The 13,332-nt window shown below is 61.0% G+C and carries 11 protein-coding genes; 8 read left to right on the top strand and 3 right to left on the bottom strand.

The features are described from left to right. Positions 1-19 precede the first annotated feature (19 nt). From BK670_RS26040 to BK670_RS26025, 3 genes are all read right to left on the bottom strand, one after another. A complete protein-coding gene (locus BK670_RS26040; protein WP_123454094.1) occupies positions 20-1,921 on the bottom strand; it encodes a PhoX family protein in 1,902 nt (633 codons plus the stop codon). A 70-nt stretch (positions 1,922-1,991) separates the two neighbouring features. Further along, a complete protein-coding gene (locus tag BK670_RS26035; protein WP_123454092.1) occupies positions 1,992-2,756 on the bottom strand; it encodes a TOBE domain-containing protein in 765 nt (254 codons plus the stop codon). A 186-nt stretch (positions 2,757-2,942) separates the two neighbouring features. Further along, positions 2,943-3,677, bottom strand: a complete 735-nt coding sequence (locus tag BK670_RS26025; protein WP_123454088.1) for a ComF family protein — start codon at positions 3,675-3,677, stop codon at positions 2,943-2,945. A 91-nt stretch (positions 3,678-3,768) separates the two neighbouring features. On the opposite strand from BK670_RS26025, the gene bioB reads away from it, so the two are divergent. The 8 genes from bioB (at position 3,769) to BK670_RS25980 (ending at position 13,231) form a co-directional block, all read left to right on the top strand. Then, positions 3,769-4,824: a biotin synthase BioB gene (gene bioB / locus BK670_RS26020; RefSeq protein ID WP_123454086.1), complete on the top strand. Its 1,056-nt coding sequence runs from the start codon at positions 3,769-3,771 to the stop codon at positions 4,822-4,824. Between the two features lie 161 nt (positions 4,825-4,985). Then, positions 4,986-6,164 (top strand): 8-amino-7-oxononanoate synthase, encoded by a 1,179-nt coding sequence (gene bioF, locus BK670_RS26010; RefSeq protein ID WP_123454084.1) that lies wholly within the window; start codon positions 4,986-4,988, stop codon positions 6,162-6,164. Beyond that, complete coding sequence (locus BK670_RS26005; RefSeq protein ID WP_123454082.1) at positions 6,157-6,888, top strand: alpha/beta fold hydrolase; 732 nt, start codon at positions 6,157-6,159, stop codon at positions 6,886-6,888. Before bioF ends, BK670_RS26005 begins: the two co-directional genes overlap by 8 nt. Beyond that, a complete protein-coding gene (gene bioC / locus BK670_RS26000) occupies positions 6,881-7,690 on the top strand; it encodes a malonyl-ACP O-methyltransferase BioC (protein WP_123454080.1) in 810 nt (269 codons plus the stop codon). Before BK670_RS26005 ends, bioC begins: the two co-directional genes overlap by 8 nt. Further along, positions 7,687-8,367: a dethiobiotin synthase gene (gene bioD, locus BK670_RS25995; RefSeq protein WP_123454078.1), complete on the top strand. Its 681-nt coding sequence runs from the start codon at positions 7,687-7,689 to the stop codon at positions 8,365-8,367. Before bioC ends, bioD begins: the two co-directional genes overlap by 4 nt. A gap of 107 nt (positions 8,368-8,474) precedes the next feature. Then, a complete protein-coding gene (locus BK670_RS25990; RefSeq protein ID WP_093429944.1) occupies positions 8,475-8,771 on the top strand; it encodes a pyrroloquinoline quinone biosynthesis protein PqqE in 297 nt (98 codons plus the stop codon). A 274-nt stretch (positions 8,772-9,045) separates the two neighbouring features. Then, the gene (locus tag BK670_RS25985; protein WP_123454076.1) at positions 9,046-10,851 is read left to right on the top strand and encodes a phenylacyl-CoA dehydrogenase; all 1,806 of its coding nucleotides are present in this window, start codon (positions 9,046-9,048) and stop codon (positions 10,849-10,851) included. Positions 10,852-11,128: 277 nt separating this feature from the next. After that, positions 11,129-13,231, top strand: coding sequence for a cytochrome-c peroxidase (locus BK670_RS25980; RefSeq protein ID WP_123454073.1), 2,103 nt, complete (start codon positions 11,129-11,131; stop codon positions 13,229-13,231). Positions 13,232-13,332: the final 101 nt, after the last annotated feature.

The raw sequence follows: 13,332 nt of genomic DNA, 5'->3' as shown, positions 1-13,332 counted from the left end.
TTCCGACGAAGGCTGTGTATCAGGCGCCGACGATGCCACCGTCCTCACGGGTAATCGCCATCACCGACGACCGCGGCTTGCCATTCGGCAAATGCTCAGGGAAGGTCGAACCACCGTTCTCCCCCGGATGCTGAATCCCGACAAACAGGGTTTTCTGATCCGGCGAGAAGCTGATCCCCGTCACTTCACAACCAATCGGCCCGACCATGAAGCGGCGGATCTCACCGGTCTTGGGATCGGCGCAAAGCATCTGGTTGTTGCCCATCCCGGCAAAGTCGCCGGCGTTGCTCGAATCACCGTCAGTGAGAATCCACAAGCGCCCGGCCTTGTCGAAGCCCAAACCATCCGGGCTGTTGAACATGTTCTGCGGGGTGATATTCGATGAGCCACCCTTCGGCGTCCCGGCATGCACGCCCGGATTGCCGGCGACCACAAACAGATCCCAGGCAAACGTCTTCGACGCGTGATCGTCACGGTCGGTGCGCCAGCGCAGGATCTGTCCGTAGACGTTTTTCTCGCGCGGGTTCGGCCCGCCCACCGGCTGTCCGTCTTCGCCGCGCTTGGCGTTGTTGGTCAGCGTGCAATAGACCTGGCCGTCCTTCGGACTGACGACGATCCATTCCGGACGGTCCATGCGCGTTGCGCCAACCACGCTGGCGGCGAGGCGCGCATGGATCAACACTTCGGCCTGATCGGCGAAACCGCTGCTGGCGTCGATGCCGTTCTTGCCGTGGGTCAGTTCGATCCACTGGCCCTGACCTTTCGGGTGATCGGGATTGCCGTCGCCGGCATCGAATTTGGCTACGTACAAGGTGCCGTGATCGAGGATGTCGCGGTTGGCCTTGGCGTTGCGATGGTTGATGCGGTCGCGGCTGACGAATTTATAGATGAACTCGCCACGCTCGTCGTCGCCCATGTACACCACGGCGCGCCCGTCGTCGGTCTCGGCCAGTGCGGCGTTCTCATGCTTGAAACGGCCCAGCGCCGTGCGTTTGACCGGGGTCGATTGCGGATCGAACGGATCGATCTCGACCACCCAGCCGTGACGGTTGAGTTCGTTGGGGTTCTTCGCCATGTCGAAGCGCGGGTCGTACGGGTGCCAGTTGATCTCGCGGCTGGCGACCGAGACGCCGTAGCGCTTTTGCGCCGGGTCGAACGGCTGCTGGGCATTGCTGCTGCCGAAGCAGTCGGTGAAGTTTTCTTCGCAGGTCAAGTAAGTGCCCCACGGCGTTTTGCCGTTGGCGCAGTTCTGGAAGGTGCCGAGGACTTTCTTGCCGTGTTTGTCGGCCGCCGTTTTCATCAGATCATGACCGGCCGCCGGGCCGCTGATGCGCAGCGGCGAGTTGCCGTGAATGCGCCGGTTGTAGCGTGAGCCCTGAACAAACTGCCACTGACCGTTCTTGCGCTGCACTTCAATCACCGACACGCCTTCGCAGGCCAGCGCCTTGCGCACATCTTCGGCCGATTGCGGCATGCCGCCGTGCGGGTAGAGGTAGCGGTAGTTGGTGTATTCGTTGTTGATCGCCATCAACGCGCGGTTGCGGTCGTCGGGGAAGGCGAACAGGCTCATGCCGTCGTTGTTGTCGCCGAACTGCACTTCCTGGGCGGCGGCGGTGCCGTTGCCGCTCGGGTCGAAGGCCGGGCCGTTCTTGTGCAGTGGCTGGCCCCAACTGATCAGCACCGAAGACTTGTAGCCTTTGGGCAGGCTGATTACGTCAGTGGTCGCCGCCGGAATACTCTCGAAACCGAGCAGACGGCTGTTGCCGGCGCTGACGCCAGTGGCCAGCGCGCTGCGGCTCAACAGGCTGCCGCCGAGGAACATCGCGGCGCCACACAGCGCACCGGCGCCGATGAAACCGCGACGGCTGAGGCCGACCATTTTTTCCAGATCAGTGGATTGGTTTTCTTCTAATAGGCTCACATCAGGCTCCCTGCTAGGTTTTGGCAGCCACCTTAATGAGCGTCGATGACGCTTTCGTTGCAGCGCCTGATTACAGCGGCGTGCCGATCAGCACATTGGACGGCGAAAACTGCACCTGCACCGGTTGTGCGACGCTCAACCCGCGAGTGCGCAGGTCCAGCGGTTCCGCCAGGGCGCAGAGGGTATGGCCATTGGGCAGGGCAACGCGCACTTCGCTCGGACCATCCTCGGCATCAAGAATCGCTTCGATGACGCCTTTGAGAAGATTGTGACCAGACGTTACAGATTGTTCGGTGCTCAGCAATTCCAGCCAGCCGGCCTTGATCAGCGCCACCACTTCGGTGCCGGCTTGCAGCTCCAGGTGCACGGTGCTGTCGTGGGTGATCTGCGCGTCGAGGCACAGCCCTTCGGCCAGTTCGAGGCGGATCAGGTCATTGCGGCCCTGCGCTTCAATCGCCACGACTTTGCCGTGCAACTGATTGCGCGCGCTGGTTCTGAGCATCAAGCGACCGAGCAGATCCAGATCGCTGGCGTCTTCCGCCGCTTCCAGCACCTGCGCCTGCAAGGCCTGCAGCTTTTGGTACAGGCGCAAAACCCGCTCGCCTTCGCTGGAGAGTTTCGCGCCGCCGCCGCCCTTGCCACCGACGGCGCGTTCGACCAATGGTTTTTGCGCCAGGTTGTTCAACTCATCGATGGCGTCCCACGCCGCTTTGTAGCTCAGGCCTGCGCTTTTCGCCGCGCGGGTGATCGAGCCCTGTTCGGCGATGTGTTGCAGCAAGGCGATGCGCTGCGGTCGGCGGACGATGTGCTGGGAGAGCAGGGAAGGCATGGACATGGATGGGTGCTTTTTTGCTGTGGCGGTGAGGGGGAAGTTGGCCGCTTGCAACGGGAGAGTCAAGCCTGACGCAGAACCCTGTGGGAGCGAGCCTGCTCGCGAAAGCGCAGTGTCTGCCGACATTAGTGTTGAATGTGCTGGCCTCTTCGCGAGCAGGCTCGCTCCCACATGGGGATTGTGTTGGCTTCAGGTTCCGGGTTTTGGCGTGCGGGCCAGACAATAGACATCAACCCGTGCCGCTCCGGCGTTCATCAGCAACCGGGCGAGGGCCTGTGCGGTAGCGCCAGTCGTCAGCACATCATCGATCAGCGCCAGATGCCGGCCTTTCACAGCGGAATCGGGTGTCAGGCTGAAGGCGGTGCGCAGATTACCTTTACGCGCCTTGGCGTCGAGAGCCTGCTGGGCGTCGGTATCCTTGGTACGTCGCAAAAACTGTTCTTCGCAGGGCAGTCCCAGCGACTGACTCAACCAGCGCGCCAACATAGCGGCCTGGTTGAACCCGCGTTGACGCAAGCGCTTGTTCGCCAGCGGCACCGGCAACAACCCATCAGGCCTTGGCAAACCCTCGTCGAAGCGATGTTGCAGGTATTGCCCGAGAACGTCGGCGAGCAGGTGGCCAAACGGCCATTTTGCGTTGTGTTTAAAGCGCGTAATCAAACTGTCGACCGGGAAGCCATATTGCCAGGGCGCCACCACTTGCTCGAACGCCGGCGGCTCTAGCAGGCACTCGTCACAGATCAGGCCCGCGGCGGGGAGTGGCAGGGCGCAGGTCTCGCAGTGGTCACCGAGCCAAGGCAAATCAGTTTCGCAGGCCACGCAGATTGGCATTTCTGCTTCCGCCAGCTCATCGCAAAGTAGGCAGTGCTGTACATTATTTAAACAGATGTAAACCTGTCCTTCGTATCGTGGTTGACAGCGCATGACTCTTCCTTAAATATGCCGAACATCCGTGTCGCGCCTGTGGGTATTCCTCTCCCGCAGCCGCCAGCCAAGCATAACCAAGGAACTACCCATGAGCGCGAGCACCACTGCCACCCTGCGTCACGACTGGTCTCTGGCCGAAGTCAAAGCACTCTTCGTACAGCCATTCAACGACTTGCTGTTCCAGGCGCAAACGGTGCACCGCGCACATTTCAACGCCAACCGCGTGCAGGTTTCGACCCTGCTGTCGATCAAGACCGGCGCCTGCCCGGAAGACTGCAAGTACTGCCCGCAGTCCGGTCACTACAACACCGGTCTGGAAAAAGAAAAGCTGATGGAAGTGCAGAAGGTCCTCGAAGAGGCGGCACGTGCCAAGGCCATCGGCTCGACACGTTTCTGCATGGGCGCGGCGTGGAAACACCCGTCGGCCAAAGACATGCCGTACGTGCTGAAAATGGTCGAAGGCGTGAAAGCCATGGGCCTGGAAACCTGTATGACCCTCGGTCGCCTCGATCAGGATCAGACCGAAGCACTGGCCAAGGCCGGCCTCGATTACTACAACCACAACCTCGACACGTCGCCGGAGTTCTACGGCAGCATCATCACCACCCGTACTTACAGCGAACGTCTGCAAACGCTGGCCTATGTGCGTGAATCGGGGATGAAGATCTGCTCCGGCGGCATTCTCGGCATGGGCGAGTCGCTGGATGACCGCGCCAATCTGCTGATCCAGTTGGCCAACCTGCCTGAGCATCCGGAATCGGTGCCGATCAACATGCTGGTGAAAGTCGCTGGCACGCCACTGGAAAACGCCGAAGACGTCGCCCCGTTCGACTTTATCCGCATGCTTGCCGTGGCGCGCATTCTCATGCCGCAATCCCACGTGCGCCTGTCCGCCGGCCGCGAAGCGATGAACGAGCAGATGCAGGCCTTGGCATTTTTCGCCGGCGCCAACTCGATTTTCTACGGCGACAAACTGCTGACCACCGCCAACCCGCAGGCTGACAAGGACATGCAGCTGTTCGCGCGTCTGGGCATTCAACCGGAGGCCCGTGAAGAGCATTCCGATGAGGTGCATCAGGCCGCGATCGAGCAGGCGCTGGTGGAGCAGAAGAGCAGCGAGCAGTTCTATAACGCCGCGGTGTAAAAAACTGCGCGGATTCCTCTGAAGGAATGCAAAACCCCTGTGGGAGCGAGCCTGCTCGCGAAAGCGGTGCCTCATTCGACATTGATGTTGGATGTAAAGGCCTCTTCGCGAGCAGGCTCGCTCCTACAGGGAATCTGTGTCACTTGAACATCGAGGCCTGCATGTCTTTCGATCTCGCCGCACGCCTTGCTGCCCGTCGTGCCGAAAACCTCTATCGCCAGCGGCCGCTGCTCGAATCCCCGCAGGGGCCGCAAGTGGTGGTCGACGGCCAACCGTTGCTCGCCTTTTGCAATAACGATTACCTCGGTCTGGCCAATCACCCGCAAGTGATCGAAGCCTGGCGCGCCGGCGCTGAGCGCTGGGGCGTTGGCGGTGGCGCCTCGCACCTGGTGATCGGCCACAGCGGTCCGCATCACGCACTGGAAGAAGCGCTGGCCGATCTCACCGGGCGCCCGCGTGCGCTGCTGTTCACCACCGGCTACATGGCCAACCTCGGCGCGGTCACGGCGCTGGTCGGGCAGGGCGATACGGTGCTGGAAGATCGCCTCAACCACGCTTCGTTGCTCGACGCGGGGCTGTTGTCCGGCGCGCGTTTCAATCGCTATCTGCACAACGACGCCGAGAGCCTGGCCAAACGTCTGGAAAAAGCCACCGGCAACACGCTGGTGGTCACCGACGGCGTGTTCAGCATGGATGGCGATCTCGCTGACCTGCCGACATTGGCCCGTGAAGCCAAGGCCAAAGGCGCGTGGTTGATGGTCGATGATGCTCACGGTTTCGGGCCGCTCGGTGCGAACGGCGGTGGCATCGTCGAGCATTTTGGGTTGAGTCAGGAAGACGTGCCGGTGCTGGTCGGGACGCTTGGCAAAGCCTTTGGTACGGCGGGGGCATTTGTCGCCGGCAGCGAGGAGCTGATCGAAAGCCTGATCCAGTTCGCCCGCCCGTACATCTACACCACCAGCCAGCCCCCGGCGCTGGCTTGCGCGACCCTGAAAAGTCTGGAGTTGTTGCGCACTGAACACTGGCGCCGGGAACATCTGCAGACCTTGATTCGCCAATTCCGCCAGGGCGCCGAGCAGATCGGTCTGGAGCTGATGGACAGCTTCACGCCGATCCAGCCGATCATGATCGGCGATGCCGGGCGCGCGGTGCGGTTGTCGCAGATGTTGCGCGAGCGCGGACTGATGGTCACCGCGATTCGTCCGCCGACCGTGCCTGCCGGCAGTGCTCGTTTGCGCGTGACCCTGACCGCCGCCCACAGCGAGGCGCAGGTGCAGCTATTGTTAGAGGGACTGGCCGATTGCTTTGCCCAACTGTCGTCGGAGCCAAGCCATGCGTAATCGCCTGATTCTGCTGCCCGGCTGGGGCCTCGGCGTGTCGCCGATGGAGCCTCTGGCCGCCGCTTTGCAGGGCCTCGACGAGCATCTCAACGTGGAAATCGAGCCGCTGCCGGAGCTGGATTCCAGTGACCTGCAAGACTGGCTCGATGAACTCGATGAACGTATTCCTCAGGACGTCTGGCTGGGTGGCTGGTCGCTGGGCGGCATGCTCGCGTCCGAATTGGCGGCCCGGCGTGGCGAGCGTTGCTGCGGTTTGCTGACACTGGCGAGCAATCCTTCCTTCGTTGCCCATGAGCAGTGGCCGAACGCGATGCCGGGCGAGACCTTCGATGCATTTCTCGCCGGTTGTCAGGCCGATCCCCGGCTGACTCTCAAACGCTTCTCGCTGCTCTGTGCTCAAGGCGCACAAGATGCGCGCGGCTTGTCGCGGATGATTCTCGGCGGCGCACCTCATACCGCGCCGGCTGCATTGATGGCGGGACTGGAACTGCTCGCGCAACTGGACACCCGGGAAGCGCTGCAAGCCTTTCGCGGCCCGCAATTTCATCTGTTCGCCGGACAGGACGCTCTGGTCCCGGCGGAAGCGGCCGGGGCGTTGTTCGCCCTGTTGCCGGATATCGAAATTGGCCTGATCGAACAGGCCAGCCATGCCTTTCTTCTGGAAGACCCCCACGGACTGGCGGGCGCTATCCAGGCTTTTCTCCATGAGTGCGGTGATGACTGATTTGTCTCTAGTGCTGCCTGGCGGCTTGCCCGACAAACGTCAGGTCGCGGCCTCTTTCTCCCGCGCGGCGGCCAGTTATGACAGCGTCGCCGAGTTGCAACGTGATGTCGGTACACAGTTGATTCAGCGCTTGCCGCCGAAATGCGTGCCTGCGCGTTGGCTGGATCTGGGGTGCGGCACCGGTTATTTCACCCGGGCACTGGCCGCGCGTTTTGCCGAGGGCCACGGTCTGGCGCTGGACATTGCCGAGGGCATGCTCAAGCACGCACGGCCACTGGGCGGCGCTGAACATTTTATTGCCGGTGATGCGGAGCGGCTGCCGTTGCAGGATTCGACCTGCGACCTGATTTTCTCCAGCCTCGCCGTGCAGTGGTGCGCGGACTTCGATGCGGTGCTCAGCGAAGCCTTTCGGGTGCTGAAACCGGGCGGAATCTTTGCGTTTGCTAGTCTTTGTGTAGGGACGTTGTTTGAGTTGCGCGACAGCTGGCGGCAGGTCGACGGGCTGGTGCACGTCAACCGCTTCCGCGAGTTCGCCCGCTATGAGCAATTGTGCGCCACCAGTGGCTTGCGCACGCTGAGTCTGGAGACACAGCCCCACGTGTTGCATTACCCGGATGTCCGCAGCCTGACCCATGAGCTGAAAGCCTTGGGCGCGCACAATTTGAATCCGGGGCGGCCGGGTGGTTTGACCGGACGTGCGCGGATTCTCGGGTTGGTCGAAGCTTACGAACAGTTCCGTGAGGCGTCGGGGTTGCCGGCGACTTATCAGGTGGTCTACGCCGTGTTGGAGAAACCCGTATGAGCGCAGCCTATTTCATCACCGGAACGGACACCGATGTCGGCAAGACCACAGTTGCCGCCGGGCTGCTGCATGCGGCACGTTCGGCGGGGCTGAGTACGGCGGCGGGCAAACCGGTGGCGTCCGGGTGCGACGTCACGCCCAAGGGGTTGCGCAATGCCGATGCGCTGGCGCTGTTGGCCGAATGTTCGTTGCCGCTGAGTTATCAACAGGTCAATCCGGTGGCGTTCGAGCCGGCGATTGCCCCACATCTGGCGGCGCGTGAAGCGGGTGTGGCGCTGACCGTGCAATCGTTGCTGGCGCCGATGCGTGAGATTCTGGCGATGAATGCCGATTTCACCTTGATCGAAGGCGCGGGTGGCTGGCGCGTGCCGTTGGCGGATCAGGACAATCTGTCGGATCTGGCGATTGCGCTGAATCTGCCAGTAATTCTGGTGGTGGGTGTGCGGCTGGGGTGCATCAGTCATGCCTTGCTGACGGCCGAGGCGATTGCCCGTGATGGGCTGCAACTGGCCGGGTGGGTGGCCAATATCATCGATCCGAAGACTTCACGGCTGGAGGAGAACCTCGCCACGTTAGCCGAGCGAATTCCGGCGCCGTGCCTGGGGCGCGTGCCGAAACTCAAGAGCGTGAGCGCAGAAACCGTGGCGGATCATTTACAACTGGATCTGCTCGACTAAGCTTTTCTCTATGGGCAGGCACTGTGCCATTAGTGTTTTTGACGGGTGTTTTTCTGACGCCTCTGGTTCAATGGCGCCATTGATCCTTCCCAAGGATGAGAACTGCTATGGAAATCTCCGGTAACACAGCTTTTTATGCAGGTCTGAGCTCGATTCAGAGCGGGCAGAACCGCGTCGATCAGGCCGCCAGCCAGATTGCCAACAACACCATTGAGCGTTCGGTCACCAGCCAATCTTCGGAAGCGCAGGTTGATCGTCTGCGCGGCGTTGACCGCAGCCAGCAAATGGATCTGGGCAGCGACATGGTCCAAATGGCCCAAGGCAAATTTCAAGTGGAGCTGGGCGTGAAAGTCGCCAAAGCTTCCGACGAAATGCTCGGTACGATCATCGACACCTTCGCCTGATTTTTCGCCGTCTGCATCCTCAACGCCGCGCTTTGTCGCGGCGTTTTTCGTTGTAAGTCCTTCTCCCTCAACTAATCTTTTTTCAGCACCCGTGACTCGATCGAGCGCATGGCGGTTTGCTGTGTCCGACGTTTTCAAGATGCGATGACGAACGGCAAAAGATCGACGCTTGACAAGATTTCGGCGTAAACGTATGTTTCAAACAACTGTTTGACCGTCACAACAAATCAACACGGTCGTTCATTCCCGGTTACATCAGCAGAGGTTTATCGCTATGCCTGACTACAAGGCCCCCTTGCGTGATATTCGCTTCGTTCGTGACGAACTGCTCGGCTACGAAGCGCACTATCAGAGCCTTCCGGCTTGCGCAGACGCAACTCCGGACATGGTTGACGCCATTCTCGAAGAAGGCGCCAAGTTTTGTGAGCAGGTACTGGCACCGCTGAACCGAGTGGGCGACCTCGAAGGTTGCACCTGGAGCGAGTCCGGCGTGAAAACTCCGACTGGCTTCAAAGAGGCGTACAAGCAATTCGTCGAAGGTGGCTGGCCAAGCCTGGCTCACGACGTTGAGCACGGCGGCCAAGGCTTGCCTGAATCGCTGGGTCTGGCAGTGAGCGAAATGGTTGGCGAAGCCAACTGGTCGTGGGGCATGTACCCAGGCCTGTCGCACGGCGCGATGAACACCATCTCCGAGCACGGCACCCCTGAGCAGCAAGAAGCCTATCTGACCAAACTGGTTTCCGGTGAATGGACCGGCACCATGTGCCTGACCGAGCCGCACTGCGGCACCGACCTGGGCATGCTGCGCACCAAGGCCGAACCTCAGGCTGATGGTTCCTACAAAGTCTCCGGCACCAAGATCTTCATCTCGGCCGGTGAACACGACATGGCCGACAACATCGTCCACATCGTGCTGGCCCGCCTGCCGGACGCTCCTGCCGGCACCAAAGGCATCTCGCTGTTCATCGTTCCAAAGTTCCTGCCGAACGCCGATGGCACCGTCGGTGCACGCAACGCGGTGAGCTGCGGTTCGCTGGAACACAAGATGGGTATCCACGGCAACGCCACCTGCGTGATGAACTTCGACGGCGCCACCGGTTACCTGATCGGCCCGGCGAATAAAGGCCTGAACTGCATGTTCACCTTTATGAACACCGCTCGCCTGGGTACCGCGCTGCAAGGTCTGGCCCACGCCGAAATCGGTTTCCAGGGCGGCCTGAAATACGCTCGCGATCGTCTGCAAATGCGCTCCCTGACTGGCCCGAAAGCGCCGGACAAAGCTGCTGACCCGATCATCGTGCACCCGGATGTACGCCGCATGCTGTTGACCATGAAGGCGTTCGCCGAAGGCAACCGTGCGATGGTGTATTTCACCGCCAAACAGGTCGACATCGTCAAATACGGCGTCGATGAAGAAGAGAAAAAGAAAGCCGACGCACTGCTGGCCTTCATGACCCCGATCGCCAAGGCGTTCATGACCGAAGTCGGTTTCGAATCCGCCAACCACGGCGTGCAGATCTACGGCGGCCATGGCTTCATCGCCGAGTGGGGCATGGAGCAGAACGTTCGCGACAGCCGCATTTCGATGCTGTACGAAGGCACCACCGGTATTCAGGCACTCGACCTGCTGGGCCGTAAAGTGCTGATGACTCAAGGCGAAGCGCTGAAGGGCTTCACCAAGATTGTCCACAAGTTCTGCCAGAACAACGAAGGCAACGAAGCCGTAAAAGAGTTCGTCGCACCGCTGGCGGCCATCAACAAGGAATGGGGCGAGCTGACCATGAAGGTCGGTATGGCCGCCATGAAAGATCGCGAAGAAGTCGGCGCGGCCTCCGTGGACTACCTGATGTACTCCGGTTATGCCTGCCTGGCTTACTTCTGGGCCGACATGGCGCGTGTAGCAGCCGAGAAGCTGGCAGAAGGCAGCGGCGATGCAGCGTTCTACACCGCCAAGCTGCAAACCGCGCGCTTCTACTTCCAGCGCATCCTGCCACGTACCCGTACCCACGTGGCCACCATGCTGTCGGGCGCCAACAACCTGATGGACATGAAAGAAGAAGACTTCGCACTGGGCTACTAAGCCTTAACGCGGTCGCTTGAAAAACCGCTGCTCCTACTCGGGGCAGCGGTTTTTTTTTGCGCTGGATTCCGTCCCCAACTCTGGGGGGCGATTCCCCAGCAGAAACGGTGGCTGTCAGCGCACGGCCTCCTGAGTTTATTGATGCAAAATGTTTCTACAGCGGCTGGCCAATTAATTGCACTGCGCCCATTAACCGGCGCAAACGAGACATCCAGTCCTGCTCCACGACGCCTCTCGCCCGGCACAACGCATAACAACAACCGTCAGGGTGAAGCACATGAACATCTGCCGACTTGTCTGGTTAGCCCTCGCACTCGCCACCTTCCACACGCTGGCCGCTACACCGGCCGAAGTCGATCCGCCCGTCCCGGAAATACCCAGCCTGCAGTCCTTGCGCGGCATGGTTCCGCCCGACCCGTCCGGAACCGAGGGCGGGCGCAAGGTCGACCTGATGACCGACTACGTGCTCAACCGCTCCGCCGCGATCCTGCTCGGCAAAGCGTTGTTCTGGGATATGGAAGTCGGCAGCGATGGTGCTACAGCGTGTGCGTCCTGCCACTACCACGCCGGCGTCGATCACCGCATCACCAACCAGCTCAATCCCGGCCAGGCGCACACCAATGCCAACGTCGCCTCGATCTTCAACAAGCCTTTTATCGCATCGGATATTCCCGGTGACGTGGCGTCCTACGCGACGTTGTCCGGCGGCAAGGGTGGGCCGAACTACACGTTGAAAAAGAGCGATTTCCCGACCCATGTGCTGAGTAATCCACTGGATCGCAACTCGCCGATCGTTTACTCGAGCGATGACGTGGTCGGCTCGCAAGGCGTGTTCGACGCCAACTTCGTCAAACCCAATCAGCCGCGATTCGACAAATGCACGCAGCAACCGGACGGCATCTTTCAGGTCGGCGGCATCAATGTACGGCGTAGCACCGGGCGTAATGCGCCGTCGGTGATCAATGCCGCGTTCAACGTGCGCAATTTCTGGGACGGGCGGGCCAACAACGTGTTTAACGGTTTTTCGCCGTTCGGCAATCGTGATCCCGATGCCGGCATTTACGTGACCAGCGAGCGCAACCCCGTGGCGACCAAAGTCAGACTCGCACTCAACGATGCGTCTGCCGCTTCGCAAGCGGTAGGCCCACCCGGCAGCGCGGTGGAAATGTCCTGCGGCGGTCGCACCTTTGCCGACATCGGTCGACGCATGCTCGACCAGTTGATGCTCAAGCAACAACGGATCTCCTCCAGCGATTCCGTGCTCGCGCCCGTATCCGGTGCGCGGCGTCCGACTTATCGCGAGCTGATCAAGAACGCCTTCCAGCCGCGCCTGTGGAACGCAACGCAGAATGTGCTGGTCGGCGGCGCGCCGTACACGCAGATGGAGGCCAACTTCCCGCTGTTCTTCGGTCTGGCGATTCAGATGTACGAATCGACATTGATCTCTGATCAGGCGCCGATCGACGCTTACCTGCAGGGCGATTCAACCGCGATGAACGCGCAGCAGGTTCAGGGCATGAACCTGTTCCTCGGCAAAGGCAAATGTGTGAACTGCCATGGCGGTCCGGAGCTGACCAATGCTGCCAGCCGCTTGCTGATGCATCCGCGCGAACGCATCGAACGCATGGTCATGGCCGATAACCTGACCACGCTCTACGACAACGGCTTCTACAACACCGGCGTGCGTCCGACCTCCGAAGACCTGGCCCTCGGCGGCTCGGATGCCTGGGGCAATCCATGGTCGTTCAGCCGTCAGTACAACAAGGTGTTGCAGGGCGGCAGCATTCCCGATCCGTTGGACGTCGACGTGTGCACCTTCGAAGCGCTACTCAGCGCAGCGATCCCGTGCGACGCCTCGCTCAAGCCCAATGTCGGCTTCCGCGATTCGGTGGACGGCGCCTTCAAGACTCCGACCCTGCGCAATATCGCGCTGACCGGGCCGTATTTCCACAATGGCAGCCGCGCCACGCTCAAGCAGGTGATGGAGTTCTACAATCGTGGCGGCGACCGTCGTGGCGAGGACGCCAACAACACCAGCGGCTTCGAACACCCGGCGGCGAATCAGCACAACACCTCGAACCTTGATCCGGACATGACCAATCTCAACCTGACGCCAGAGGAGATCGACGCACTGGTGAAATTCATGGAAGTCGGCCTGACCGATCCGCGCGTGGCGTGGGAGCGGGCGCCGTTCGATCATCCGTCGCTGGTCCTGCCACAAGGCGAGATCGGTGACGAAAACGCCGTGACCCAACGGCCAGCCAGTCCGAAAGTCACCACCCGCCAAGCTTCGGACGCTTTGTTCTCGCTCAAGCCCTATGGCGCCGAAGGGCGCAGCCCGGCGGAGGGGCCGCTGTTGCCGTTCTACAACGATCTGTGAGGGATAATTCCAGGCCTGGCCATCACTCATGATGGCCATCGGCTCGCTGGAGGCAAAAAACTTGGCAAATCGCTCAGATAGTCAGGTTTTCTGCCGTTAAA

It is taken from the genome of Pseudomonas fluorescens (assembly GCF_003732425.1).
Lineage (GTDB): Bacteria > Pseudomonadota > Gammaproteobacteria > Pseudomonadales > Pseudomonadaceae > Aquipseudomonas > Aquipseudomonas fluorescens_BE.
Note: the sequence above shows the minus strand (reverse complement) of the source record. Positions and strands in the feature narration are given on the sequence as shown.